We start from the raw sequence: 26,246 nt of genomic DNA, 5'->3' as shown, positions 1-26,246 counted from the left end.
TAACGCCTCCGGTATAGGCGGGGCCCCCTTTTGACACCTCGCGCCTCGGGTGGTCTGGGCCACCAGCGACGGCGGGACGCGCCGGGAGCGGGAATGATGGCCGGGTGCGGTTCCTACATGGCGCGGTCCCCGCGCACGACCTGACCTACAACGACGTCTTCATGGCGCCCAACCGTTCGGAGGTGGGCTCCCGGCTCGACGTCGACCTGTCCTCCGGCGACGGCACCGGCACCACCGTCCCGCTCGTGGTGTCGAACATGACCGCGGTGGCCGGCCGGCGGATGGCCGAGACCGTCGCCCGGCGGGGCGCGGTCGCGGTGATCCCGCAGGACATCCCGATCGAGGTCGTCGCCAACGTGGTCGGCTGGGTCAAGCAGCGGCACCTGGTGCACGACACGGCGATCACGCTCGGCCCGACCGACACCGTGGGCGACGCCATCCACCTGCTGCCCAAGCGCGCGCACGGCGCGGTGGTCGTGGTCGACACCGACGGCCGACCGGTGGGCGTGGTGACCGAGGCGGACACCGTGGGGGTGGACCGCTTCGCCCAGCTCCGGCACGTGATGTCCACCGAGCTGCACACCGTGCCGGCGGACGCGGACCCGCGTACCGGATTTGACCGACTCTCGGCGGGCCGGCGGCGGCTCGCGCCGGTGGTGGACGCCGAGGGCCGCCTGGTCGGCGTGCTGACCCGGGCGGGCGCGCTGCGGGCGACGCTGTACCGGCCGGCGGTCGACGACCGGGGCCGGCTGCGCATCGCGGCGGCGGTGGGCATCAACGGCGACGTCACCGGCAAGGCCGCCGCGCTGCTGGAGGCCGGGGTGGACACGCTTGTCGTGGACACCGCGCACGGCCACCAGGAGCGGATGATGCAGGCGCTGCGGGCGGTCCGCAAGCTCGACCCGGCCGTCCCGGTGGCGGCCGGCAACGTGGTCACCGCCGACGGGGTACGCGACCTGGTCGAGGCCGGCGCCGACATCGTGAAGGTGGGCGTCGGGCCGGGCGCGATGTGCACCACCCGGATGATGACCGGGGTGGGCCGACCGCAGTTCTCCGCGGTGCTCGACTGCGCGGCGGCGGCCCGCTCGCTGGGCCGGCACGTCTGGGCCGACGGCGGCGTCCGTCACCCGCGCGACGTGGCGCTGGCGCTGGCCGCCGGCGCCTCGAACGTGATGATCGGTTCCTGGTTCGCCGGCACCTACGAGTCCCCCGGCGACCTCTACACCGACGCGGACGGCCGGCGTTACAAGGAGAGCTTCGGCATGGCCTCGTCCCGGGCGGTGAGCGCGCGGACCGCCGAGGACAGCATGTTCGACAGGGCCCGGAAGGCGATCTTCGAGGAGGGCATCTCCTCGGCCCGGATGTACCTCGACCCGACCCGGCCGGGCGTCGAGGACCTGATCGACGAGATCGTCTCCGGGGTACGCAGCGCGTTCACCTACGCCGGCGCGCGCACGCTTGACGAGTTCCACGAGCGGGCGCTGGTCGGGGTGCAGAGCACCGCCGGCTACACCGAGGGGATGCCGCTGCCGACGAGCTGGTGACGGCTCAGCGGAACAGCCGGCCGACCACCGTACGGGCGGCCGGCTCGGGGTCGGCGCCGACCCGGTCGGGCAGGGCGCCGGCCAGCCACAGCTCGGCGAAGCCGTGCGCGATCGACCAGGCGGCCAGCGCGTCGGTGTCCGGCTCCCGGCCGGTGTGCCGGGACACCCGCTCCAGGTCGTGTTTCGTGGCCGCCGCGCTGGCGATCGCGCTGGGCGGCTGACCCGTCACGCCGGCGAACGCGCTGCGCGGCCTGACCGCTGGGCGGCTGACGCGCCGCGCTGGCGAGGGCCTGCGCCCGGCTCGGAACCGGCCCGCGCCCGGCTCCGGACCGGGCCGGCTCCGGACCGGGCCGGCTCCGGGCTCAGACCCGGGCCGGTTCCGCCCCGGTCGACGGGGCGTCCCCGGTGGCGTCGGCACGGACGCTCGGCAGGCGCAGGCAGGCGAGCAGGCCGACCAGCAGGAACCCGGCCGCCGTGAAGGCCGCGTACCGGGTGGCGTCGGAGAAGGCCGCCTTCGCCTCCTCGGCCACCGGCGCGGTACGCGGATCCGCCGCCAGCCCGCTGATCGCCGCGCCGGCGCTCTCCTTCACCGCGGTCACCACCTGGTCCCGGCCGGCCGGGTCGAGGCCGGGCTGATCGGCCAGCCGGTCGCCGAGCAGCCCGCCCAGGCCGGCGAAGAGCACGGTGCCGAGCACCGCGATGCCGAGCGCCGACCCGACCTGCCGGGCGGTGCTCTGCAACCCGGAGCCCTGCCCGCTGCGCCGGACCGGCACCTCGGCCAGCGAGACGCCGGTGAGTTGCGCGGTGGCCAGGCCGACGCCGACGCCGTAGACGAAGAGGAACGCCACCGGGGCCCACCAGCGGGTGTCCGGCGCGACCACGAGGCCGAGCCCGGCGACGCCGACCAGCTCGGCGGCGACGCCGAGCTGGACCACCCGGGCCGCGCCCCAGCGCTGGGTCAGTGGCGCGCCGATGCCGCTGGCCAGGAAGCTGCCGACGGCGAGCGGCAGCAGCGCCAGGCCGGTGCGGAAGGCGCTGTAGCCGAGCACGTTCTGGAACCACAGCGGCAGCGCGAAGAGCAGGCCGAACTCGCCCAGGCTCACGATCGCGGCGGCCAGGATGCCGTTGCGGAAGGACCCGATGCCGAACAACGACAGGTCGAGCAGCGCGGGCCGGCCGGCCCGGTTGCGGCGGACCTGCTGGGCCAGGAAGACGCCGAGCGCGGCCAGCCCGGCGAGCGCGGCCACCGGCACCGGCGAGATCGAGGCGGTCCAGTCCAGGCCGAACAGGCTGAACGGGCGCTCCCGCTCCCACCAGCCGTAGGTGCGGCCCTCGATGAGCGCGAACACCACGCCGGTCATGCCGACCACGGAGAGCAGCGCGCCGAGCAGGTCGACGCCGCGTTCGGCGCGGTCGTCGCGGGACTCGACGACCAGCAGCAGGGTGCCGACGATCACGGCGAGGCTGACCGGGACGTTGATGCCGAACGCCCACCGCCAGGAGTACGTGGTGGTGAGCCAGCCGCCGAGCAACGGCCCGAGCGCCGCCGCGCCGCCGATGGTGGAACCCCAGACCGCGAACGCGATGCCCCGTTCGCGGCCGGTGAAGTTGGCGTTGAGCAGGGAGAGCGAGGTGGGCAGCATCATCGCGCCGCCGATGCCCTGGAGCACCCGGGCGGCGATCAGCGTCTCGCCGGAGTCGGCGAACGCGGCCAGCACGCTGGCCACCACGAAGACGCCGACCCCGACGACGAACATCCGCCGCCGCCCGGACCGGTCGGCGAAGCGGCCGGCGACCAGCAGCAACGACGCGAAGACCAGGGTGTACGCCTCCTGGACCCACTGCGCGTCGGTGGAGGTGATGTCCAGGTCCCGGATGATCTGCGGCACCGCGACGTTCACGATGGTGGCGTCCACGATGATCATCGCCACGCCGAGGCTGATGGCGAGCAGTCCGAACCAGCGTCCGCGCCCCTCGGTGCGCATGGCACCCCTCCCCCTTTAGCTAGATTTTCTAGCTACCCGAGATGCTAGCTTTAACCCATGGAGGGGGTGCCGTCAACCGGGGAGACCGGACCGGCCGGGCCCACCGGCCCGCCGCCGAGCAGTGAGGCCGCCCGCGCCCTGCGCGAGATGCTGCGGGTCGCCGGGGACACCCGGGCCGCGCTGGCCCGCCGCCTCGGCATCGGCGCGACCGACGCCGCGGCCATCGACCACCTGATCTCCAGCCCCGAACCGCTGGGCCCGGTCGAGCTGGGCAACCGGCTCGGCATCCGGTCCGCGTCCGCCACCACGCTCGTCGACCGGCTGGTCCGGGCCGGGCACGTCGCCCGCGCCCCGCACCCGTACGACCGCCGGCGGTTGAGCCTCCAGGTGACCGAACACGCGGTCGGCGAGGTGCTGGAGGCGCTGCGCCCGATGCTTGTCGGCGTGGACCGGGCGGTCGCCCGGCTCACCCCGGAGCAGGCCGAGGCCACCGCGGCGTTCCTGCGCGAGGTCGCGGACGTGATGCGCGACTACGTCGCCACCGCGCCGGACGAGCCGGGGCCGGCCCGGTCGGCCCGTGACGAACGCGACTGAGACGATTCTCAGTAATTAGTTTGGGGCCTGATGATTCGGGCGCTAATCTGACGCCCGTGAACATGGGACCGCTCGTCCGCTTCCCCGACGCGTTGCAGCACGCGCCGCTCGGCCGGCTCATCTCCATCGCCGGCCACGTCGTCGAGCAGCACTGGGGGCGCTACCTGGCCGAGCACCACGGCCTCACCTCCGCCGGCATGCGCGTGCTGATGATCCTGCTGCGCTCCGGCGAGGCCACCCACCGGGAGATGGCCGAGCTGTGCTTCGTCCGACCGGCGACGCTCACCGGCATCGTCGACACGCTGGAGCGGGACGGCTTCGTCAGCCGGCAACGCGGCCCCGAGGACCGGCGGACCGTCCGGCTCACGCTCACCGACAAGGGGCACGAGCACGCCCGCGCCATCATCGACATGATCCACAGCGACCGCCCACTGACGTCGGTCGACGCCGACCCGGCCAAGCGCGCGATCATCCGCGAATTCCTGACCGAAATCGTCACCGGCATGTCCGACGGGGACCTCCGTCGGTTGAACCGGGACAGCGAGTCCGACAGCGAGTCCGACACCGAGTCGCCAACGGGGAGACATCCGTGCTGATCCGCCTGCTCCAGACGCACCTACGCCCGTACCGACGACCACTGGCCGCCGTGGTGGCGCTCCAGTTCGTCGGCACCATGGCCTCGCTCTACCTGCCCAGCCTGAACGCCGACATCATCGACCGGGGCGTCGCGCGCGGCGACACCGACCAGATCCTGCGTACCGGCGGGTGGATGCTGGTGGTCAGCCTGCTCCAGATCGCCTGCTCGATCGCCGCCGTCTACCTCGGCGCCCGCACCGCGATGGGCTTCGGGCGGGACGTCCGCGGCGCCATCTTCGGCCACGTCAACCGCTTCTCCGCCCGCGAGGTCGCCCGGTTCGGCGCGCCGTCGCTGATCACCCGCAACACCAACGACGTCCAGCAGGTGCAGATGCTGGTGCTGCTGAGCTGCACCATGCTGGTGGCCGCGCCGATCATGAGCATCGGCGGCGTGGTGATGGCGCTGCGCGAGGACGTCGGGCTCTCCTGGCTGATGCTGGTCTGCGTGCCGGTGCTGGCCGTCGCGCTGGGCCTGATCATCCGCCGGATGGTGCCCGGCTTCCGGCTCATGCAGACCCGGATCGACACCGTCAACCGGGTGCTGCGCGAGCAGATCACCGGCATCCGGGTGGTCCGGGCCTTCGTCCGCGAGCCGTACGAGACCGACCGCTTCGGGGTGGCCAACACCGAACTGACCGCGACCGCGCTGCGCATCGGCCGACTCCAGGCGCTGATCTTCCCGATCGTGATGCTGGTGCTCAACGTCTCCAGCGTCGCGGTGCTGTGGTTCGGCGCGGCCCGGGTCGACTCCGGTGAGATCCAGATCGGCGCGCTCACCGCGTTCCTGGCCTACCTGATGCAGATCCTGATGGCGGTCATGATGGCCACCTTCATGCTGATGATGGTGCCCCGCGCCGCGGTCTGCGCCGAACGCATCCAGGAGGTGCTGGACACCGACTCGTCGGTGGTGCCCTCGCCGGACCCGGTGACCGAGGTCTCCAGCCGCGGTGAGCTGGAACTGCGCGGCGCCGGCTTCCAGTACCCGGGCGCCACCGCGCCGGTGCTGCACGACATCTCGTTCCGGGCCCGACCGGGCCGGACCACGGCGATCATCGGGTCCACCGGCGCCGGCAAGACCACGCTGCTGACGCTGATCCCCCGGCTGGTCGACCCCACCGCCGGCGCGGTGCTCGTCGACGACGTGGACGTCCGCGAGTTGGCCCCGGACGAGCTGTGGCGCCGGATCGGGTTGGTGCCGCAACGGCCGTACCTGTTCAGCGGCACGGTGGCGAGCAACCTGCGCTACGGCAACCCGGCGGCCACCGACGCCGACCTGTGGACGGCGCTGGAGATCGCCCAGGCGCGGGACTTCGTCGAAGACATGCCGGGCGGGCTGGACGCGCCGATCGCGCAGGGCGGCACGAACGTCTCCGGCGGCCAGCGGCAACGCCTGGCCATCGCCCGGGCACTGGTCCGCAAACCGGAGATCTACCTCTTCGACGACTCCTTCTCCGCGCTCGACCTCGGCACGGACGCCCGGCTGCGGGCCGCCCTCAAGCCGGTCACCGCGGACGCGGCGGTGGTGATCGTGGCCCAGCGGGTCTCCACGATCGTCGACGCCGACCAGATCATCGTGCTCGAGGACGGGGGTGTCGTCGGCATGGGACGACACGAGGAACTGCTGGAGAACTGCCCGACGTACGCCGAGATCGTGGCGTCGCAGCAGACCGCGGGGGTGCCGGCATGAACGAACGCACCGAGCGCAGCGAGGGCCGTGAGGGCATGCCCAGCCAGCACGGCATGAACGAACGCACCGAGCGCAGCGAGGGCCGTGGGAAGAGCACGACCGCCCTACCCCAGCAGCAGGGGAGCGAGCCGAAGCGGCTGCCGGCGGCCGGGCGGCGGCCGGGCGGGCCGCCGCACATGAGCATGGGCATGCCGGCCGAGAAGGCGATGCGGTTCGGCCCGTCCGCGCGCCGGCTGCTGAGGCGGCTCCGGCCGCACCGGCTCCCGCTCGCCGGGGTGCTGGCCCTGGCGCTGGCCAGCGTCGGGCTCAGCGTGGTCGGGCCGAAGGTGCTCGGCCACGCCACCGACATCATCTTCAACGGGGTGATCGGCCGGCAACTGCCGCCCGGCACCAGCACCGACGCGGCGGTGGCCGCGGCCCGGGCCTCGGGCAACGGCAACTTCGCCGACATGCTGGCCCGGATGGACGTGGTGCCCGGCGCCGGCATCGACTTTTCCCGGCTGGGCCGGGTGCTGGCGTTCGCGGTCGCGCTCTACGTGGTCGCCAGCCTCCTGATGTGGGCGCAGGGCTGGGTGCTCAACGGGGTGGTGCAGCGCACCGTGCTGCGCCTGCGCGCCGACGTGGAGGACAAGCTCAACCGGCTGCCGCTGCCCTACTTCGACAAGCAGCCGCGTGGCGAGCTGCTGAGCCGGGTCACCAACGACATCGACAACATCTCGCAGACGCTCCAGCAGACGCTGAGCCAGTTGCTCACCTCGCTGCTCACCGTCGTCGGCGTACTCGGGATGATGTTCTGGATCTCGCCGCTCCTGGCGTCGGTGGCCCTGGTCGCGATCCCGCTGTCGGTGATCGTCACCGGCCAGATCGCCAAGCGGTCGCAGCGCAAGTTCATCGCCCAGTGGACCCACACCGGTGAGCTGAACGCCCAGATCGAGGAGGCGTACACCGGGCACGAGCTGGTCAAGGTCTTCGGTCGGCAGAAGGAGGTCGAGGCCGCCTTCCGGACCAAGAACGACGAGCTGTTCGCCGCCAGCTTCGGCGCGCAGTTCGTCTCCGGGATCATCATGCCGGCGATGTTCTTCATCGGGAACCTCAGCTACGTCGCGATCGCGGTGGTCGGCGGCCTGCGGGTGGCCTCCGGCGCGATGAGCCTCGGCGACGTGCAGGCGTTCATCCAGTACTCGCGGCAGTTCACCCAGCCGCTCACCCAGGTCGCGTCGATGGCCAACCTGCTCCAGTCCGGGGTGGCCTCGGCCGAGCGGGTCTTCGCGGTGCTGGACGCCGACGAGCAGACCCGCGACCCGGGCGAGCCGGCCCGGGTCGCCGACCCGCACGGCCGGGTCGAGTTCGAACACGTCTCGTTCCGGTACGACCCGGAGAAGCCGCTGATCGACGACCTCTCCCTGGTCGCCGAGCCGGGGCACACGGTCGCCATCGTCGGTCCCACCGGCGCCGGCAAGACCACCCTGGTCAACCTGGTGATGCGTTTCTACGAGCTGGACGCCGGGCGGATCACGCTGGACGGCGTGGACATCAGCACCATGCGCCGCGACGACCTGCGTGGCCGGATCGGCATGGTGCTCCAGGACACCTGGCTCTTCGGCGGGACCATCCGGGACAACATCGCCTACGGGCGGCCGGACGCCACCGAGGAGGAGATCCTGGCCGCGGCCCGGGCCACGTTCGTGGACCGGTTCGTGCGCAGCCTGCCGGACGGCTACGACACCGTGATCGACGAGGAGGGCAGCAACGTCAGCGCCGGCGAGAAGCAGCTCATCACCATCGCGCGGGCGTTCCTGGCCGAGCCGTCGCTGCTGATCCTGGACGAGGCGACCAGCTCGGTGGACACCCGTACCGAGGTGCTGCTCCAACGCGCCATGGCGGCGCTGCGTTCCGACCGGACCAGTTTCGTCATCGCGCACCGGCTGTCCACCATCCGCGACGCCGACCTGATCCTGATGATGGAGCAGGGCCGGATCGTCGAGCAGGGCACCCACGACCAGCTCGTGGCCGCCGACGGCGCGTACGCCCGGCTCTACCGGGCGCAGTTCACCGGCGCGGTCATCTCCGACGAGGTGCCCGCGCCGGCGCCCGCCGGCCCGGTGGCCGGGATGCGTCCGGCCGGCGCGCCGGCCGGGAACTGACCGTGGACCCGGCGACAGCCCGGACACCGCGCGCCGCCCGGGTGACAGCCCGTCACCCGGGCGGCGCGGCCGGGTCAGTCGGGCGGGAGCAGGCCGGCGGACCGGCTCGCGACCACGGCGCCGATGAGGGCCAACGCGTCCGCGGCGGGCATCGGGGCCAACCCGCGCCCGTCGCGCAGGCGCAGCGACACCGCGCCGTCGGCCGCCTCCCGGGCGCCGACCACCCCGACGTACGGGACGCGCCGGCGGGACGCGTCCCGGATGCGCGCGCCGAGCGAGCCGCCGGCGTCGACCTCGACCCGCAGGCCGGCCGCCTCCGCCTCCCGGGCCAGCCGACCGGCCGCGTCGGTCTGCGCGTCGTCGACCGGGAGCAGGAGCAACTGCACCGGGGCGTACCAGGCCGGGAACGCGCCCTGGTGCACCTCGATGAGGTACGCGAACAGCCGCTCCATGCTGCCGACGAGGCTGCGGTGCACCATCACCGGCCGCTTCCGCCGCCCGTCCGAGTCGGTGTACGACAGGTCGAACCGCTCCGGCTTGTCGAAGTCGAGCTGCACGGTGGAGATGGTCGACTCCCGGCCGGCCGCGTCCACGATCTGGATGTCGATCTTCGGGCCGTAGAACGCGGCCTCGCCGGGGGCCTCGACGGCGTCCACCCCGTCGAGCGCGGCGCGGAGCAGTTCCTCGGCCCGCGCCCAACCGGCGTCGTCGCCGACGTACCGCTGCCCCGGCCCGCGCAGCGACAGGCGGAACCCGGCCGGCCGGACGCCGAGCGCGGCGTGCGCCTCGCCGATCAGCCGCAGGATCTCCCGGATCTCGTCGCCGACCTGCTCCAACGCGCAGAAGTTGTGCGCGTCGTTGAGCGAGATGGCGCGCACCCGGGACAGCCCGCCGAGCACGCCGGAGCGCTCCGCGCGGTACATTCCGCCCAGCTCGGCGACGCGCAGCGGCAGCTCCCGGTAGGACCGGCCGCGGGCGCGGAACACCAGCGCGTGGTGCGGGCAGAGCGCCGGGCGCAGCACGAACTCGTCGTCGGCGCTCAGCCGCATCGGCGGGAACATGTCGTCGGCGAACCAGCCCAGGTGCCCGGACCGTTCGAACAGCTCCCGCCGGCCCAGCGGCGGCGAGTAGACGTGCCGGTAGCCGGCCCGGCGTTCCAGCTCCCGCACGTACTCCTCGACGGCGTGCCGGGCGGCGGCGCCGGCCGGCAGCCAGATCGGCAGTCCGGCGCCCGCGAGCGGGTCGGTGACGAACAGTTCCAGGTCCCGGCCGAGCCTACGGTGGTCGATCATGTCGCTCTCCTTGATCGGGTACGACCCGGAGGCGAGCTGGCCCGGAACGCCGCGAGGCCCCGGAGCGGATCGCCCCGGGGCCTCGTCGACGGAAACGTCAGTGCGGCGCGCCGGGAACTCCCGGCGTCGTGGTCCTCACCGCGCTGCGCATGCGGTGACCGTACGGCCGGCCGACCGGACGGCGCGACCGCTTTTCCGGGCCGCGCCGCCGGTGGCGGGTCAGCGCTTCTCGCAGGCGACGCTGTCCTTGTCCCGGTCGAGGTGGGTGTTCTTCGCGTAGACGGTGTTGGACACGGTGAAGTTGGTGACCGGCTTGGTGGTGCCGCGCACCTTGTCCTTCGCGCCCTTCTTGCCGACGCCGTGCTTGTAGGTCTTGTTCAGCTCGGTGCAGTTCTTGTATGTCTTGGCCGCCGCCTCCGCCGGGGCGACCGCGACGGCCGTGCCGCCGCCGATCGCCAGGGACAGAGCGAACACACCCCGGAGCAGGGTGGAAACCATGGAGCCTCCTGTGCGCGATTGCTGCCGCTAAGGCCCAAGATCGTATCGAGGGAGGGCGCTCAGGGAGGCGTGCTGTCGCAGGCCCGACAGCGAAGGCCGGGTGCGGGTCGCCGGCACGGGACCTGCCGGCGACCCGCGGCGGCTCGGGCATCGGGAACGGGGGACCCGACGGCACCGGTGCCGCGTCCCGTCAACGGTACGCCGGTGCGCTCGGATCCGCCGCCCCGCCCGATCCCCGGCGGCGGTCATGGCTGACCTCATCGCCGGCGTCGCGTCGCCCATGTGGGCGTACGCGCTGCTGTTGACGCTGCTGGTCGCCGACGCCTTCGTCCCGGTGGTGCCGACCCAGATCGTCATGATCACCACCGGCGCGCTGACCGTGTACGGCGGGCTCAGCCTGCCGCTCACCATCGCGGTCGGCGCGGCCGGCGTCTTCGTCGGCGACCTGGCCTGCTACCTGCTCGGCCGCACCACGCCGACCCGACGGGCGACCCGGGACGCGACGCCAGGGCGGGCCCGCCGGGCCGTCACCCGGGCCACCCGCCGGCTGCGCGAGCCCGGACCGCTGGTGATCCTGCTCTGCCGGTTCGTGCCCGGCGGCCGGATGGCGGCCTGTTTCTCGGCCGGCCGCAGCCGCTACCCGTACCGCCTCTTCCTGGGCTACGAGGCGGTGGCGGCCGTCGGCTGGGCCGGCTACGGCACGCTCGTCGGTCACCTGGGCGGTCGGGCGCTCACCCAGTCGGGCTGGCGGCTGCTGCTGATCGGCGGCCTGGCCGCGCTCGGGTTCGCGGCGGCCGGCTGGGTGATGACCTGGTTCAGCACCCGGCAGCCCCAGCCGGCCGGAGCGACACCACGAGCACGTGACCACAGCGGAGGAGAACCGATCATGAATGACGGGACGAACTGGCGCGACGTCGGGACGCAGGCCCGGCGACTCGATCCCACCTGGAACGACCCCGAGCGGGTGGCCCGGCGCCGGCAGCTCAGGAAGCAGATGCTGGCCGCGGTCGACGGTGCCCGGCCCGACCGGGCCGGCGAGGAGCCGGACCCGCCGCCGTCCCGGACCGAGGCTTCGGTCGACTAGGTCACGCGATCGGCTTACTGGCAGAGCACAGCCCGGCCCTTGGCCGGCCGTCGGGAACATCCGGCTCGACGTGGCCTGACGCGAATGGTTAGCGTGACCGCGTGGAGACTCCTCGATCGATGACGCCGGACGCGGGCCGGAACCGGAACACCCACCCGTACGCCGTGGTCGACGTCTTCGCCGACCGTCCGCTCACCGGCAACCCGCTCGCGGTCGTCACCGACGCCGACGATCTCACCGACGCGCAGATGGCCGCCATCGCCGTCGAGTTCAACCTTTCCGAGACCACGTTCGTCTCTCGCCCCACCCTGCCGGGGGCCGACCACTCGCTGCGGTCCTTCACGCCCGGCGGCGATGAGGTGGGCGGGGCCGGCCACAACGCGCTCGGCGCCTGGTGGTGGCTCGTCACGATCGGTGCCGCGCGTGCACCGGGAGCCGTCCAGCAGCTCGGCGGCCGGGCGCTGCCGGTGCACATCGACACCGACGACGGGGTGCTCACCATCGGTCTCGACCAGGGGCCGGTCGACCTGACCGAGGCACCGGTGACGGCGCAGACGCTCGGCGAGGCGCTCTCCGGGAGCGACCCGCTACGCCTGGACCCGACGCTTTCCCCGGTCACCGGGTCCGTCGGCAGCACCCATCTGCTCGTCGCCCTGGCCTCTCCCCGGGACGTCGACGCCGTCGACCCGCACGGGCCGGCCCTGGCCCGGGTCCTGGCGGACCTCGGGGCGGAGGGCTGCTACGTATACAGCCGGTCCAGCGACGCAGGTGCCGGGCACGACGCCTACTGCCGGTTCTTCAACCCGACAGTCGGGATCGACGAGGATCCAGCCACCGGCACCGCGGCCGGTCCGCTCGCCGCCCACCTGCACCGCCGTGGGCTCGTCGGCGACCGGGTGCGGTTCCTTCAGGGCGGCGCGATGGGCCGCCCGTCGGTCCTGACCATCGACGTCGCGCCCGAGGGGACCAGGCTCACCGGTCGCTGCGCCCTGGCCGCGACCGGCGAACTTCACCTCTGAGGCGTCACTCCAGCTCGTGCAGCATGAGCTGGCGGGCGGCCTCGGTGATCGAGCCGGACAGGCTCGGATAGATGGTGATGGTCTGGGCCAGCTCGTTGACGGTGAGGTTGTTCTCCACCGCCATGGTGATCGGCAGGATCAGCTCGCTGGCCTTCGGCGCCACCACCACGCCGCCGATCACCTGGCCGCTGGCCGGCCGGCAGAACAGCTTGACGAAGCCGTCGGCCAGGTCGTCCATCTTCGCCCGGGCGTTGCCGGACAGCGGCAGCATCACCTGGCGGGCGGGGGTCCGGCCGGCGTCCACCTCGTCCTGCGACACGCCGACGGTGGCCAGTTCCGGGTCGGTGAAGACGTTCGCCGCGACGGTACGCAGGCGCAGCGGTCGCACCGCCTCGCCCAGCGCGTGCCACATCGCGATCCGGCCCTGCATGGCCGCGACGCTCGCCAGCGGCAGCACGCCGGTGCAGTCGCCGGCCGCGTAGACGCCCGGCACGTTGGTGCGGGAGACCCGGTCGACCGTGACGTAGCCGCCGCGGGCCAGCTCGACGCCGTACTCGGCCAGGCCCAGGTCGGCGGTGTTCGGGATCGAGCCGACCGCGATCAGCGCGTGCGAGCCGGTGACCTGCCGGCCGTCGGAGAGCATCACCTCCACGCCGTCGCCGACCCGGCGGACCGCCTCGGCCCGGGAGTTGTTGAGGATGCTCATGCCCCGGTTGCGGAACACCCGCTCGATCGCCATCGCGGCGTCGGCGTCCTCGTGCGGCATCACCCGGTCCCGGCTGGAGACCAGCGTGACCCGGACGCCCATGGCCAGGTAGGCGCTGGCGAACTCGGCACCGGTGACGCCGGAGCCCACCACGATCAGGTGCTCGGGCAGCTCGGGCAGGTCGTACACCTGACGCCAGGTCAGGATGCGCTCCCCGTCGGGGAGCGCGGTGGGGAGCTGGCGCGGGGTCGCGCCGGTGGCGACCAGCACGGTGGCGGCGTCGATCGGGTACGGGGCCGCGCCGTCGGCGGGGGTGACGACCACCTGGTGGGTGTGGCCGAGCTTGTCCTCGCCGAGCCGTGCGGTCCCCGCGACGAACTCCACCCCGGCCTTGACCAGCTTGGCGTGGATGTCGGCGGACTGGGCGAGGGCGAGCCGCTTGACCCGCTCGTGCACCGCCGGGGCGTCGACCGTGACCGCCTCCAGGCCGTCGGAGTGCACCCCGAACTCCTCGGTGTCCCGGTAGCCGGTGACCACTTCCGAGCTGGCGATGAAGGTCTTGGAGGGCACGCAGTCGGAGAGCACGCAGGCGCCGCCGGCGCCCTCCGCCTCGACCACGGTGACATCGGCGTCCAGCTGGGCGGCGACCAGCGCCGCCTCGTACCCGGCCGGTCCACCGCCGATGATCACAATCTGGCTCACTGAGCCATCCTCTCGTCCGTGCTCACAGTGACTTTCTTTTCCCCGTCGTGCCCGACACGCACCGTCGTATTCTCCCCCACCCGCCGGCCGGGCTATCGTCGTCGCCGTGCGTCTCTACGCCGCTTACGGCTCAAACCTGGACCCCGCTCGCATGCGCGCCTACTGTCCGCATTCGCCGATGGTGGGCACCGGCTGGCTGGAGGGGTGGCGACTCACCTTCGCGGGCGAGGACGTCATCGGCTGGGAGGGCTCGGTCAGCACCGTGGTCGAGTCCCCGGGTGACCGGGTCTTCGTGGCGCTCTACGACATCCACCCGTACGACGCCGCCCAGCTCGACGAGATCGAGGGCGTGACCGCCGGGACCTACCGCAAGCTGACCGTCCGCATCTCGACGCTGGACGGGGACGTGACCGCGTGGGTCTACGTCTTCGACGGCTACGAGGGCGGCCTGCCGACGTCGTGGTACCTGTCGGAGATCGCGAACGCGGCGGAGAAGGCGGGCGCGCCGGACGACTACGTCACCGAGCTGCGGTCCCGCCCCACCGGCACGGCGTCCGCGTAGCGCGTCTCCCACCCCGACAGTGTGCGCCGGACGACCGGCCGCCCGCTCGCCGACCCCCGGCCCGGGGGTCCCGGGTCACACCCCCGGGGCGGGCACGGTCCGCTCGTACATGTCGGTCCAGCGCTCCTCGACCAGCCCGACCGAGCGGTAGAGCGTGACCGGCGCGGTCGGGTTGGTCAGGTCCACGCCCAGCCCGGCCCGGACGCGCCCCTTGGCGGCGTAGACCGCGAACGCCCGGCGCAGCAGCGCCGCGCCCACCCCACGCCGCCGGTGGGTGGGCAGCACGGACAGCGTCCGGACCCAGCCCGAGCCGTGCTCCACCGCCTGGTCGGAGGACTGCAACGCACCGGCCGGCTCGCCGTCGACCTCGGCCAGGAACCACTCGTCCCAGACCCTGCCGTACGCCGGGATCAGCTCCCGCCAACGCCCGAAGTCGAGCGGCTCGTAGTCGAGCGTGTCGCGGAACGCGGTGTCGTGGATCCGGTGGAACAGCCGCAGGTCGGCCTCGTCGTCGGGGCGCAGCGGCCGGACCGTCACCCCGGCCGGCGGGGCCGGCTCGGCCGGCAGGTCGGCCAGCGGGCGGCTCATCCGGACGTACCGCTTGATCCGGGTGAACCCGGCCCCCACCAGCTCGCCCGCCCAGCGGGTCTCCGGCGCGTACGCGCCGGTGCGCGCGGTCAGCGCGGGCACGCCACGCTCGGCGGCCCGTTCGGCGACCCGGTCGAGCAGCCGGGCCAGCAGCGGGGCACGCAGCTCGACGCCCCGGGCCGGGTCGACGAGCACGTCCACCCACTCCCGGCCCACGCCGGTCGGGTTGCTCAGGATCGACCAGGCCACCGCCGTCCCGTCGGGGTCGGTGACCAGCCAGGAGTCCCGGGCCGCGTCGACGAAGGGCGCGGTCAGCGCGTCCCGCACGTCGTCGGCGTCGAAGTCCGGGTGGCCCACCGCGAACGTGTCGGCGGCGTGCACCACTGCCAGGATCGCGGGGACGTCGTCGAGGGTGGGGCGGCGGGCCGTCCAGCCGGCGGGGAGCGTCACGCGGCCGATCCTGGCAGCCGGCCCGACCGCTCCGCCTCCCAATTATCCGCGCCGGGCGTGCCGCCGCGCGGCGGTGAGCAGCTCGACCAGCTCCGTGCCGGCGGCCGGACCGAGGACGTGGAACGCCGGGGACACCAGGCGGTCGGTGACCGCCTCGGCCCAGATCCGGCGGCGTACCAGCGGCCCGATCGGCGGGTACGGCGGCGCCCATCCGCACGCGGCGGCGCCCGCCTCCCCTTCCGGGCCGGCCAGCACCGCCTCCAGCGGGGTCAGCCCGGCGGCCCGCACCGCCAGCAGGTACGCCCCGGCGAAGTGCTCGCGCAGCAGCAGCAGGCCGACGGCCGCGCGGGCCCCGGCGGACGGGTCGGGCACCGGCATCGGCATGGCCCGCCAGGCGGCGAAGAGCGGCATGGCGCTGCCGTCCGCCGCGTCGAAGGCCCGGCCGAGCAGCCCGGCGAGCCGGGACACCCCGGGTGCGTCGCCCAGCCGGGCCGCGCCCCACCGGCAGCACTCGGCCAGGTTGGCGGCGGCCACCTCCAGCGGCGGCACCGTCCGCGCCGAGGCGTCCCACCCGTCCGCGACCGCTTCCGGGGCGATGAACCCGAGCGTCGCGGCCACCGTCTCGGCCCGGACGTCGCCGAGCGCGCCGGCCCGCCCGGTGATGTAGAAGGCCCACCCGGAGATGCCGAGCAGCCGGGCCCGGCGCAGCGTGGACGGGCAGCGGGAGAACGCCTCCCCGAGTTCCAGCACCAGTGGCTTGCTGGCGGCGACGACCTGCTCGGGAGTCATGGCCGGCCCGCCGTCCGTCCACCGTGGTCGTTCATCACGCTCAGTCTGCCCGGTCGTCACCGTCTTCGGCATCCCCCTCTTCGGCGTCGAGCGCCTCCAACACGGCCTCCACCTCGCCGGCCCGCCGACGGGCGGCGGTGACCGTCCGTTCCGCGCCCCGACGGGCCAGCCGGGCCCGGCTCAGCTCCTGTTCGGCCACCGCCCGGCGGCGTTCCAGCTCGGCCAGCTCGGTCTCGATCCGGTCCAGCGCCGCCACGCCGTCCCGTTCGGCCGCGCCCGCCCCGGCCAGTTCCTGTTCGGCCCGCTCCAGATCCGTGTGGGCCTTCGCCAGCTCGCGGGTCGCCGCCCGCCGCCGGGCGGCCCGTTCGGCCCGCGCCGCCCGCTGGTCGCGGGCCCGCCGCGCCTCGGCCCGTGCGGTCGCCCCGTCCGGCCCGCCGGCCCCACCCGCCCGCTCCGGCCCGCCGGACCCACCCGCCCGCTCCGGTACGCCGGCCGTGTCCTCGCCGCCGGTCACCAGCCGCAACTGGGGGCGGGGCACCTCGCCGAACCCGGCGTAGTGGCTGGCCCGCAGCAGCCGGCCGGCGCGTACCTGCTCGGCCACCTCGGTGTCGGAGAGCGCGGCGTTGAGCGTCGCCTCCACCTCGCCCAGCGGCAGCTTCCCGACCGACGGCGCGGCGGGTTCGGCGGCGGCCAGCTTGCGCACCTCGGCGACCAGCGCGCCCACCACGGCGCGCCGCTGGGCGGAGAGTTCCCGCAGCTTGCCGCCGCGCAGGTCGCGTTGGGCGGCGCGGAGCGAGTCGGCGAGCTGGGCGAGGTCGGCGACCAACTCGGGTCGCCTGATCGCGAGCAGGTTGACCAGCCAGGCCGCGACCGTGGGCCGTCGCAGCCGGCCGATCTCCCGGGCGGTACGCGGATCGCCGGCCCCCCGCGCCTGCGCGACGGCGGCGTCCCGGGCCGCGACGAACTTCTCCGGCGGCGTGGCGTAGAGCCGCCGGACCAGGTCGGCGGGAACGTCAGGCATCGATCCGGGTGCCCGGCTCCAGACGGCGGTAGTCGGTGCCGGACATCGCGGTGTACTGCCGGTCCAGCACCCCGAAGCCGTTGGCGTTGAGCAGCCCGTCGTGCAGCGCGTACGCGCGGCGTGGGGCGACCGCGCGGATGAAGTCGAGCACCTCGGAGAACTTCGACCAGGGCGCGTGGATCGGGGCGAACAGCGTGTCCACCCGGACGTCGTCGGGGGCGACCAACGCGTCGCCCGGGTGGTAGACCGTGTCGGCGAACAGGTAGCCCAGGTTCGGGATCACCGGGATGTCCGGGTGGATGACCGCGTGCTGCCCCCCGTACGCGCGCACCGGCACGCCGGCGGCGGTGAACGACTCACCGGGCGTGACCACGACGAGCGCCTCGGCGGCGTCGCCGAGCACGCCGGCGAGCGAGGCGGGGCCGTGCACCGGCACCGCCCGCCGCTCCAGCGCCCGGGTCAGCGCGGCGACGTCCACATGGTCCGGGTGCTCGTGGGTGACAAGCACCGCGTCCGCCCCGTCCAGCGCCCCGGCCGCGTCGCTGAAGACACCGGGGTCGACGACCAGCACTCCCCCGTCGTGCTCCAGCCGGAGACAGGAGTGGGCGTACTTGGTGAGCCGCATCGTGACTCCTCCAATATCGAATCGTGACGTCCTCAGCGCAGTCTGCCGGAACCGGCGCGACCACGCGTCGCGTCCGAGGTATCGGCCCCGACCGGCGGGGCCGACGACGATCGGAGCGGGGAATGGGTGGACGACGACTCCGGGGCGGGTCCCTGGTGGCGGTGGGCCTGGTCGCGATGCTGGCCGTGGGCGCGTGCAGCGCCGGCGGGGACAGCGATGGGAGCAGCGGTGGCCGCGACGCGGCGGCACCGGCTGCCGAGGGTGGCGCCGCGCGGGACCGGGACCAGGCGGCGCCGGGCGGGACCGGCGGCGCCGACCTGCGGGTGGACCAACGGTCCATCATCTACACCGGCACGATGCAGGTGCGGGTGGACGACGTGGACGCCGCGGCGCGGCAGGCGACCACGGCGGTCACCGCGGCCGGCGGCTTCGTCGGCGGGGACCGGCGGTCCAGTTCGTCGGCGGACGCCCGGGCGGTGCTGACCCTGCGGGTGCCGGCCGACAAGTTCGCCGGCGTGATCGACCAGCTCGCCGGCTACGGCCGGCAGGAGCGCCGGGAGATCCGCACCGAGGACGTCACCGAGCAGGTGGTCGACCTGGACGCCCGGATCGCCACCCAGCGGGCCCGGGTGGAGAGCGCCCGCAAGCTGCTCGCCGAGGCGAGTTCCGTGGATCAGCTCGTCACGCTGGAGAACGAGGTGGGCACCCGGCAGGCCGACCTGGCCGCGTTGGAGGCACGCAAGCGCCGGCTGGCCGACCTGACCGCGCTCTCCACCATCACCGTGACGTTCCTGGGTCGCGACGCCAGCACCGCCGAGGAGGGTGCCGACCTCGGTTTCCTCTCCGGGCTGGGCGGCGGCTGGGCGGTGTTCCTCACCTCGGTACGCGTCCTGCTCACCGTGCTCGGCGCCGTGCTGCCGTTCGCGGTGGTGATCGGCGTACCGCTGTGGTTGCTGCTGCGCTGGCGGCGGCGGACGCGGGCCCGGCGGACGCCGCCGCCCGGCCCGTACCCGATGGGACCGCCGCCGGTCGGGCCGGGTGGCGGTCCGGTCAGCGCGCCGCCGCCAGTGCCCGCAGCGCGGTCTGGACCATGAGGCGTACGCCCGCCTCGATGGCGCGCTCGTCCACGTCGAAGGAGGCCCGGTGCAGGTCCATGTTGGGACCGTTCCGGCCGACGCCGAGGCGGGCGAGCGCGCCGGGCACGTGCTCCAGGTACCAGGAGAAGTCCTCGCCGCCCATGCTCTGCGGCGTCTCGGCGATGCCCTCCGGCCCGAGCGCCGACGCGGTGGCGGCGGTGAGCACGCCGATGGCCCCGGCGTCGTTTGTCACCGGCGGGCGACCGCGCAGGTATTCCAGGTCGACGGTGGCGCCGGTGGGGGCGAGCACGTCCCGCACCACCTGGGCCACGATCTTGGGGGCCTGCTCCCAGGTCTCCCGGTCCATCACCCGCAGCGTGCCGGCGGCGGACGCCTCGGAGGGGATGACGTTGTAGCGGGTGCCGGCCGAGGCGTGGCCGAACACCAGCAGCAGCCCGCTGTTGGCCGGCACCCGGCGACTGATCAGCGTCGGCACCTCGGTGACCAGCCGGCCGAGCGCGTCGACCAGGTCGACGGTCAGGTGCGGCCGGGCGGTGTGCCCGCCCGGCCCGGTGAGCCGGACGGTGACGTTGTCGGCGGCGGCGGTGATCGGGCCGACCCGCAGGCCGACCTTGCCGACCGGCAGGTTCGGGTCGCAGTGCAGCGCGAAGATCTGCACCACGTCGTCGAGGCCGCCGGCCTCGATCACCTCCAGCGAGCCGCAGGGCAGGATCTCCTCGGCCGGCTGGAAGATGAGCCGCACCCGGCCGTCGAGCTCACCGAGGTCGGCGAGCTGGGCGAGCAGCATGCCGACGCCGAGCAGCACGGCGGTGTGCACGTCGTGGCCGCAGGCGTGGCAGACGCCGTCCACCGTCGAGCGGTACGGCACGTCCTTCGGGTCGCTGAGCGGCAGCGCGTCGATGTCGGCGCGGAGCGCGACCACCGGCCCGTCGGGGCGGCCGTCGATGTCGCAGATGACGCCGTTGCCCTTCGGCAGCAGTCGCGGGCTCAGCCCGGCGAGGGAGAGTTCCCGGTGCACCAGGGCGGCCGTCTCGAACTCCTCGCCGGACAGTTCCGGGTGGGAGTGGATGTGACGGCGGGTCGCGATGAGGCCGGGTACCCGCAGCGCGAGCAGATGGTCGAGCTCGAAGGGCAGGGGCTGGGAACCGGTCGGCGCCTCGGGCCGGGACGACGCCAGCGGGCCGCCCGAGGGCAGCGTCAACGCACTCGTCACGTCGAATTCTCGATCACTTGAGAGGGATGGATCATCGGGCAGAACAGCAGACAGCCTAGACCCCCGACGGTGACGCTGCGCAACATCTTTCGCGTAGTGATCGGACCGCGCAGCGTCACGAATGCCCTGGTGGGAGCGCTCGAATATCTGCGGGACAGCAGGTAGATCGTGGTCGGACGCGGTCATCTGCCCCCCACCTCCTACAACGCGTAACCGATTCATCGATTACCAAAAGCCGAGTTGTCGTTCCGAATTGTCGCATTAGTCGCGGCAATTAACTGCCACTCCGACAATTGCCCGACAACCGTCGGCTGCCGGGCGACTCCCGACGGTGACATGGCCGTCCGCTCACCGACCGCACATGCTGTCCGTCCCGTTCACCCGAACGGGTTACCCGCCTGACAAAATCGCACACCCGCCAGAATGCGAAAGGCGGCCCGCGCCGGGCACCCAGGGGATGCCGACGGGGCCGCCGTCACCGACGTCTCAGAACCGGTCACTCGGCCGGTGGACCCCCCACACGCCGCGCAGCGTCCCGCAGACCTCGCCCACCGTGGCCCGGGCCCGCAGCGCCTCCTTCATCGGATAGAGCACGTTGGCGTCACCCTCGGCCGCGGCGCGCAGCTCGGCCAGCGCCCGCTCGACCGCTCCCGAGTCCCGCTCGGCGCGCAGCCTGGCCAGCCGGTCCGCCTGGGCCGCCTCGATCGACGGGTCCACCCGCAGCGGCTCGTACGGCTCCTCCTCGTCGACCCGGAACCGGTTCAGCCCGACCACCACCCGCTCGCCCGCGTCGATCTCCTGGGCGATCCGGTACGCGGACTGCTCGATCTCGCGCTTCTGGAAGCCGGCCTCGATGGCGTCCACCGCCGAGCCGTGGTCGAACACCCGGTCCATCAGCTCGACCGCCGCCGCCTCCAGCTCGTCGGTCATCGCCTCGATCACGTACGACCCGGCGAACGGGTCGACGGTGGCGGTGAGATCCGTCTCGTACGCCAGCACCTGCTGGGTCCGCAGCGCCAGCCGGGCCGCCTTCTCGGTGGGCAGCGCGATCGCCTCGTCGAAGCTGTTCGTGTGCAGCGACTGGGTGCCGCCGAGCACCGCGCCCAGGCCCTGCACCGCCACCCGGACCAGGTTGACCTCCGGCTGCTGCGCGGTGAGCTGCACGCCGGCGGTCTGGGTGTGGAACCGCAGCATCAGCGACTTCGGGTTCTTCGCGCCGAAGTCGTCGCGCATCAGGCGGGCCCAGATGCGGCGGGCCGCGCGGAACTTGGCGACCTCCTCCAGCAGCGTGGTGCGGGCCACGAAGAAGAACGACAGCCGGGGCGCGAAGTCGTCCACGGCCAGCCCGGCCGCCAGCGCGGCCCGGACGTACTCCACACCGTTGGCCAGCGTGAACGCGATCTCCTGCGCGGGCGACGCGCCGGCCTCGGCCATGTGGTAGCCGGAGATGGAGATGGTGTTCCACTTCGGCACCTCGGCCCGGCAGTAGGCGAAGGTGTCGGCGACCAGCCGCAGCGAGGGCTTCGGCGGGAAGATGTACGTCCCCCGCGCGATGTACTCCTTGAGGATGTCGTTCTGGATGGTGCCGTTGAGCGCCCCGCCCGGCACCCCGGTCTCCTCCGCCACGAGCTGGTAGAGCAGCAGCAGCACCGAGCCGGGCGCGTTGATCGTCATCGAGGTGGAGACCTTGTCCAGCGGGATCCCGCCGAACAGCGTGCGCATGTCCTCGATGGAGTCGATGGCGACGCCGACCTTGCCCACCTCGCCGTGCGCGATCGGGTCGTCCGAGTCGTACCCCATCTGGGTGGGCAGGTCGAACGCGACCGACAGGCCCATGGTGCCGGCCCGCAGGAGCTGGTGGTAACGCGCGTTGCTCTCGGTGGCGGTGCCGAAGCCGGCGTACTGCCGCATGGTCCACGGCCGGGACGTGTACATCGTCGGGTAGACCCCGCGGGTGTACGGGTACTCGCCCGGCTCACCGAGTCGGGCGTCCAGGTCCGCCGGAAGGTCAGCCGCCGTGTAGACGCCCTTGATCGGGAAACCCGACTCGCTTGACCGCGCATCACTCATTACCGGATGGTAGGACGCGGTCGCCGCCAAGTGGGTGAGGGATACCGCACACCGGCACCGGCGGCCCACCGGAGGTGAGTAGCTGGCCACATACCGTCGAGTAGGTAAACGCCCGCCGCGTCGGGTTTCGCATCGGGCGTCGGAACCAGCAAGATAGAGGGGTTGTGTCCCAGCCCCCTCGATATCCCCCGGTGGCTTTTCTGTGACTCAGATTCCGACGTGGAGCGGCGGACCGGCCAGTCCCCCCACTGGACGCGCGGCGCCCGGCACCACCATCGGTGGTCGCTACTCGCTGCGATCCCCGGTGGGCAACGGCGGCATGGGCACGGTCTGGCGGGCCACAGACACACTTCTGCGCCGCGACGTGGCGGTCAAGGAGGTCGTCCTCCCGCCCGGGCTCGCCCCCAGCGACCGCGACGCGCTCTACGAACGGACGCTGCGCGAGGCCCGCGCCGCCGCCGCGATCCAGCACCCGGCCGTGGTGCAGGTCTACGACGTGGTCACCGAGGGTGGCCGGCCGTGGATCGTGATGGAACTGCTGGACGCCCGCAGCCTGGCCGACATGGTGATCGAGGACGGGCCGGTCGCGCCGCGTGCGGTCGCCAAGATCGGCATCGCGCTGCTCGGCGCGCTGGAGGTGGCGCACGCGCTCAGCGTGCTGCACCGCGACGTCAAGCCGGCGAACGTGCTGATCTGCTCCGACGGGCGCTGCGTGCTGACCGACTTCGGCGTCGCCCGGATGCCCACCGACGTGCAGCTCACCACGCCCGGCATGGTGCTCGGCTCGCCGCACTTCATCTCCCCCGAGCGGGCCATGGGCCAGGAGTTCGGCCCGCCCAGCGACCTGTTCTCGCTCGGCGTGACGCTCTACACCGCGGTCGAGGGCCGGCCCCCGTTCGACAAGGGCGACCCGATCGAGACCATGCACGCCGTGGTCGAGGACCCGCCCGCCACACCGCAGCGCAGCGGCCCGCTCACCGGCGTGCTGATGGGCCTGCTGGAGAAGGACCCGGCCCGCCGCCTCGACGTGCACCGGGCCCGGGCCATGCTGCGCGAGCTGCTCGCCGGCCCGCTGACCAGCACCGCCACCGCGGTCAACTCGGTCACCGACCCGTACGCGGTGGTGCCGGTGCCGCGCCCGACCACGCCGCCGCCGGCCGCGCCGGAGCCGAAGCCCAGCGGGCAGATCGGCGGCCGGGCGATGATCGGCCCGAGCGAGTCGCTCACCGACCGCCTCGCCGCGCTGCGGCGCGGGGAGCGTCCCGCCGCGAAGCCGGCGACCGGCGCCGCGGCGCTCGACGAGACCAGCGCCGACGCGCTCGCCGGCCCGCTGCACACGCCGACCGGAGCGATGTCCGGGCCGGACGCGCCCGAGGCCACCCAGCGCATCTCGCCGGACGCCACCGTCCGGTTCGACCAGGGCGCGGGCACGGACGCCACCCAGCACGTCCCCACCGCCACGCCGACCACCTACGGCGGCAACGCCGACGCCACCCAGCCGGTGTACGGCGGCGGCGCGCAGTGGTCGGTGCCGGGCACCGGCCAGCCGTGGACCACGCCGGCCACCGCGCCCGGCACCGGCTCGCCCGGCGGGGCGAAGGGGCTGCTCGGCAAGGTCAAGGCGTGGCCCCGCAAGGTCCAGCTCGCCGCCGCCGGCGGCCTGGCCGTGGTGCTGCTGGTGAGCGTGATCGCGCTGACCAGCGGCGGCGGTGACGACGCGCCGCCGCCGATCGTGGGCACGCTGCCGTCGAACTCGGCCGCCGCCGCGCCGGAGATGCAGGAGCAGACCGTCAAGGGCATCACCATCCAGGTGCCGAAGGGCTGGCAGCGGCAGACCGGCGGCCTCTACGTCGACTACGTCGACCCGAACGACGAGGGTCGGAAGGTGCGGGTCATCGCTGAGGAGTGGGGCGGCACCTCGATCAGCTGGGCCGAGTTCGCCTCGCGCAACCTGAAGAAGAACAGCGCCAAGAGCAAGAACTGCCCGGCCCCCTACACCGAGGTGTCGGTCTCCGAGCAGCCGCTCGCCGGCCAGAGCGCGGGCCAGGTCGAATACACCTGCGGCGAGGGTGACGCCATGCGGCACGGCATCTGGCGGGGTCTGGTCAAGGACGGCAAGGTCTACTCGTTCTACCTCTCCTCCACCGACGCACGATTCGCCGAGAGTAAGCCGATCTTCGAGGCGATGGCCGGTTCGTTCCGGCTCACGGCCGACAACTGAGTCGAGGCCGACGACCGGTGGTGATCCGTCGCCGTGCTATCAAGAGGCCATGGCGGCGGACACCACTGACCTTGACGACCTTCGCGTTTCAGCCGAGCGCTGGCTCGCCGACGACCCCGACCCGGCCGACCGGGACGAGCTGCGCGCCGTCCTCGACGGGCTGCCCGGCACGGCCGCCGAGCTGGCCGACCGGTTCGCCGGCCCGCTGACGTTCGGCACCGCCGGCCTGCGCGGTCCGCTGCGCGCCGGGCCCAACGGGATGAACCTCGCCGTGGTCACCCAGGCCGCCGCCGGGCTGGTCGGCTGGCTTGCCGCCCAGGGCGGCGAGGGCCCGCTGGTGATCGGGTACGACGCCCGGCGCGGCTCCCGCGCGTTCGCCGAGCGCACCGCGCAGGTGGCCACCGGCGCGGGCCGGGCGGCGCTGCTGCTGCCCCGCCCGCTGCCCACGCCGGTGCTGGCGTTCGCGGTCCGGCAGCTCGGCGCCGTCGCCGGCGTGATGGTCACCGCCAGCCACAACCCGCCGCAGGACAACGGCTACAAGGTGTACCTGGGCGCGCAGCTCGGCGGTGAGCTGGGCGCGGGGGCGCAGATCGTGCCGCCGGCCGACGCCGGCATCGAGGCCGCGATCCGGGCGGTCGGCCCGCTCGCCCGGGTGCCGCTCGGCCCGGCCGGTCAGGTGCTCGGCGACGACCTGGTCGCCGCGTACGTGGACCGGGCCGCCGCGGTGGTGGACCCGGCCGGCCCACGCGACCTGAGGGTGGCGTACACGCCGCTGCACGGGGTGGGCGCGGCGGTGCTGACCGCCGCGTTCGCGCGGGCCGGCTTCGGCGTGCCCGGGGTGGTGCCCGAGCAGGCGGAACCGGATCCGGCGTTCCCGACCGTCAACTTCCCCAACCCGGAGGAGCCGGGCGCGGTGGACCTGCTGGTCGCGCTCGCCGACCGCACCGGCGCGGACCTGGCGATCGCCAACGACCCGGACGCGGACCGGTGCGCGGTGGCCGTACGCGATGCCGGGTCCTGGCGGATGCTGCGCGGCGACGAGGTGGGCGCGCTGCTCGCCGACCACCTGATGCGGCGCGGCGTGACCGGCCTGTACGCCACCACCATCGTCTCGTCGACGCTGCTGCGGGCGATGGCCGAGGCGCGCGGGCTGCCCTACGACGAGACGTTGACCGGGTTCAAGTGGATCGTCCGGGCCGGCGGCGGCCGGGAGCCGCTGGTCTACGGCTACGAGGAGGCGTTGGGCTACTGCGTCGCGCCGGGGCACGTGCGGGACAAGGACGGCATCACCGCCGCGCTGACCGTCGCCGAGCTGGCCGCCGGCCTCAAGGCCCAGGGTCGGACGCTCACCGACCGGCTGGACGAGCTGGCGGCCGAGTTCGGCGTGCACCACACCGACCAGCTCTCGGTGCGGGTGGAGGACCTGCGGGTGATCGCGGACTCGATGGCGCGGATCCGGGCGGCCACCCCGACGTCGCTGCTCGGGCAGCCGGTCGCCGAGGCGTCCGACCTGCTCCCCGAGGCGGACGTGGTGATCCTGCGTACCGACGCCGCCCGGGTGGTCATCCGGCCCTCCGGCACCGAGCCGAAGCTGAAGGCGTACCTGGAGGTGGTAGCGCCGGTGACCGACGGCGACGTGCCGGCGGCCCGCAGCCGCGCCCGGGCGGCCGTCACCGAGCTGCGCACCGAGATCGCCGCCGCGCTCGGCCTCTGACCGAG

At 73.7% G+C, this 26,246-nt stretch carries 21 protein-coding genes and 1 pseudogene; 11 read left to right on the top strand and 11 right to left on the bottom strand.

What is annotated here, in order from left to right:
* The first annotated feature begins 104 nt into the window (after window positions 1-104).
* Window positions 105-1,544 carry a GuaB1 family IMP dehydrogenase-related protein gene (locus ACLQ2W_RS07400; RefSeq protein WP_425785749.1) on the top strand — a complete coding sequence of 480 codons (1,440 nt, stop codon included), beginning with the start codon at window positions 105-107 and terminating at the stop codon, window positions 1,542-1,544.
* A 4-nt stretch (window positions 1,545-1,548) separates the two neighbouring features.
* Here ACLQ2W_RS07400 and ACLQ2W_RS07395 read toward each other — a convergent pair.
* Window positions 1,549-1,677 (bottom strand): annotated as a pseudogene (locus tag ACLQ2W_RS07395) (TetR family transcriptional regulator); the annotation flags it as partial.
* A gap of 229 nt (window positions 1,678-1,906) precedes the next feature.
* Complete coding sequence (locus ACLQ2W_RS07390; protein WP_425785748.1) at window positions 1,907-3,529, bottom strand: MFS transporter; 1,623 nt, start codon at window positions 3,527-3,529, stop codon at window positions 1,907-1,909.
* A 57-nt stretch (window positions 3,530-3,586) separates the two neighbouring features.
* Between ACLQ2W_RS07390 and ACLQ2W_RS07385 the strand changes: the two genes are divergently transcribed.
* The 4 genes from ACLQ2W_RS07385 to ACLQ2W_RS07370 all read left to right on the top strand — a co-directional run bounded on the left by ACLQ2W_RS07385 (window position 3,587) and on the right by ACLQ2W_RS07370 (window position 8,590).
* Window positions 3,587-4,123 carry a MarR family winged helix-turn-helix transcriptional regulator gene (locus tag ACLQ2W_RS07385; RefSeq protein ID WP_425785747.1) on the top strand — a complete coding sequence of 179 codons (537 nt, stop codon included), beginning with the start codon at window positions 3,587-3,589 and terminating at the stop codon, window positions 4,121-4,123.
* Window positions 4,124-4,185: 62 nt separating this feature from the next.
* Window positions 4,186-4,719, top strand: coding sequence for a MarR family winged helix-turn-helix transcriptional regulator (locus ACLQ2W_RS07380; protein ID WP_425786027.1), 534 nt, complete (start codon window positions 4,186-4,188; stop codon window positions 4,717-4,719).
* Entirely contained in the window at window positions 4,713-6,446 is a 1,734-nt protein-coding gene (locus ACLQ2W_RS07375; protein WP_425785746.1) for an ABC transporter ATP-binding protein, read from the top strand. Before ACLQ2W_RS07380 ends, ACLQ2W_RS07375 begins: the two co-directional genes overlap by 7 nt.
* A gap of 53 nt (window positions 6,447-6,499) precedes the next feature.
* The gene (locus tag ACLQ2W_RS07370) at window positions 6,500-8,590 is read left to right on the top strand and encodes an ABC transporter ATP-binding protein (RefSeq protein WP_425786026.1); all 2,091 of its coding nucleotides are present in this window, start codon (window positions 6,500-6,502) and stop codon (window positions 8,588-8,590) included.
* Between the two features lie 74 nt (window positions 8,591-8,664).
* Here the strand turns inward: ACLQ2W_RS07370 and thrS are convergent, their stop codons facing one another.
* Both thrS and ACLQ2W_RS07360 read right to left on the bottom strand, forming a co-directional pair.
* The gene (thrS, locus tag ACLQ2W_RS07365) at window positions 8,665-9,897 is read right to left on the bottom strand and encodes a threonine--tRNA ligase (RefSeq protein ID WP_425786025.1); all 1,233 of its coding nucleotides are present in this window, start codon (window positions 9,895-9,897) and stop codon (window positions 8,665-8,667) included.
* A gap of 204 nt (window positions 9,898-10,101) precedes the next feature.
* Window positions 10,102-10,380: an excalibur calcium-binding domain-containing protein gene (locus ACLQ2W_RS07360; protein ID WP_425785745.1), complete on the bottom strand. Its 279-nt coding sequence runs from the start codon at window positions 10,378-10,380 to the stop codon at window positions 10,102-10,104.
* A gap of 247 nt (window positions 10,381-10,627) precedes the next feature.
* Here ACLQ2W_RS07360 and ACLQ2W_RS07355 point away from each other — a divergent pair, with 247 nt between their 5' ends.
* Window positions 10,628-11,464 carry a DedA family protein gene (locus ACLQ2W_RS07355; protein ID WP_425785744.1) on the top strand — a complete coding sequence of 279 codons (837 nt, stop codon included), beginning with the start codon at window positions 10,628-10,630 and terminating at the stop codon, window positions 11,462-11,464.
* A 101-nt stretch (window positions 11,465-11,565) separates the two neighbouring features.
* Complete coding sequence (locus tag ACLQ2W_RS07350; RefSeq protein WP_425785743.1) at window positions 11,566-12,483, top strand: PhzF family phenazine biosynthesis protein; 918 nt, start codon at window positions 11,566-11,568, stop codon at window positions 12,481-12,483.
* A 4-nt stretch (window positions 12,484-12,487) separates the two neighbouring features.
* On the opposite strand, the gene ACLQ2W_RS07345 is transcribed toward ACLQ2W_RS07350, so the two are convergent.
* Window positions 12,488-13,891 (bottom strand): NAD(P)H-quinone dehydrogenase, encoded by a 1,404-nt coding sequence (locus tag ACLQ2W_RS07345; protein ID WP_405092381.1) that lies wholly within the window; start codon window positions 13,889-13,891, stop codon window positions 12,488-12,490.
* A 106-nt stretch (window positions 13,892-13,997) separates the two neighbouring features.
* On the opposite strand from ACLQ2W_RS07345, the gene ACLQ2W_RS07340 reads away from it, so the two are divergent.
* Window positions 13,998-14,453, top strand: a complete 456-nt coding sequence (locus ACLQ2W_RS07340) for a gamma-glutamylcyclotransferase (protein ID WP_281942908.1) — start codon at window positions 13,998-14,000, stop codon at window positions 14,451-14,453.
* 75 nt (window positions 14,454-14,528) lie between these two features.
* On the opposite strand, the gene ACLQ2W_RS07335 is transcribed toward ACLQ2W_RS07340, so the two are convergent.
* The 4 genes from ACLQ2W_RS07335 to ACLQ2W_RS07320 are packed head-to-tail and all read right to left on the bottom strand — an operon-like array spanning window position 14,529 to window position 17,926.
* Window positions 14,529-15,491, bottom strand: coding sequence for a GNAT family N-acetyltransferase (locus tag ACLQ2W_RS07335; protein ID WP_425785742.1), 963 nt, complete (start codon window positions 15,489-15,491; stop codon window positions 14,529-14,531).
* Window positions 15,492-15,533: 42 nt separating this feature from the next.
* A complete protein-coding gene (locus ACLQ2W_RS07330) occupies window positions 15,534-16,280 on the bottom strand; it encodes an SCO6745 family protein (RefSeq protein ID WP_425785741.1) in 747 nt (248 codons plus the stop codon).
* Between the two features lie 40 nt (window positions 16,281-16,320).
* Window positions 16,321-17,301, bottom strand: coding sequence for a hypothetical protein (locus ACLQ2W_RS07325; RefSeq protein ID WP_425785740.1), 981 nt, complete (start codon window positions 17,299-17,301; stop codon window positions 16,321-16,323).
* Window positions 17,294-17,926, bottom strand: a complete 633-nt coding sequence (locus ACLQ2W_RS07320; protein ID WP_425785739.1) for an MBL fold metallo-hydrolase — start codon at window positions 17,924-17,926, stop codon at window positions 17,294-17,296. Before ACLQ2W_RS07320 ends, ACLQ2W_RS07325 begins: the two co-directional genes overlap by 8 nt.
* Window positions 17,927-18,048: 122 nt before the next feature.
* On the opposite strand from ACLQ2W_RS07320, the gene ACLQ2W_RS07315 reads away from it, so the two are divergent.
* Window positions 18,049-19,020 carry a DUF4349 domain-containing protein gene (locus ACLQ2W_RS07315; protein WP_425785738.1) on the top strand — a complete coding sequence of 324 codons (972 nt, stop codon included), beginning with the start codon at window positions 18,049-18,051 and terminating at the stop codon, window positions 19,018-19,020.
* Here the strand turns inward: ACLQ2W_RS07315 and ACLQ2W_RS07310 are convergent.
* Window positions 18,977-20,236 carry an amidohydrolase gene (locus ACLQ2W_RS07310; protein ID WP_281942918.1) on the bottom strand — a complete coding sequence of 420 codons (1,260 nt, stop codon included), beginning with the start codon at window positions 20,234-20,236 and terminating at the stop codon, window positions 18,977-18,979. The genes ACLQ2W_RS07315 and ACLQ2W_RS07310 overlap by 44 nt on opposite strands.
* 486 nt (window positions 20,237-20,722) lie before the next feature.
* Window positions 20,723-22,306 carry an acyl-CoA mutase large subunit family protein gene (locus ACLQ2W_RS07305; RefSeq protein ID WP_425785737.1) on the bottom strand — a complete coding sequence of 528 codons (1,584 nt, stop codon included), beginning with the start codon at window positions 22,304-22,306 and terminating at the stop codon, window positions 20,723-20,725.
* Between the two features lie 202 nt (window positions 22,307-22,508).
* Between ACLQ2W_RS07305 and ACLQ2W_RS07300 the strand changes: the two genes are divergently transcribed.
* The gene (locus ACLQ2W_RS07300) at window positions 22,509-24,527 is read left to right on the top strand and encodes a serine/threonine-protein kinase (RefSeq protein WP_425785736.1); all 2,019 of its coding nucleotides are present in this window, start codon (window positions 22,509-22,511) and stop codon (window positions 24,525-24,527) included.
* 49 nt (window positions 24,528-24,576) lie between these two features.
* Window positions 24,577-26,241 carry a phospho-sugar mutase gene (locus ACLQ2W_RS07295; protein ID WP_425785735.1) on the top strand — a complete coding sequence of 555 codons (1,665 nt, stop codon included), beginning with the start codon at window positions 24,577-24,579 and terminating at the stop codon, window positions 26,239-26,241.
* Window positions 26,242-26,246 lie beyond the last annotated feature (5 nt).

Origin of the sequence: Micromonospora sp. DT227 (genome assembly GCF_049841835.1) — a bacterium.
Taxonomy (GTDB): domain Bacteria; phylum Actinomycetota; class Actinomycetes; order Mycobacteriales; family Micromonosporaceae; genus Micromonospora.
This window is presented reverse-complemented; position numbering and strand designations above follow the sequence as displayed.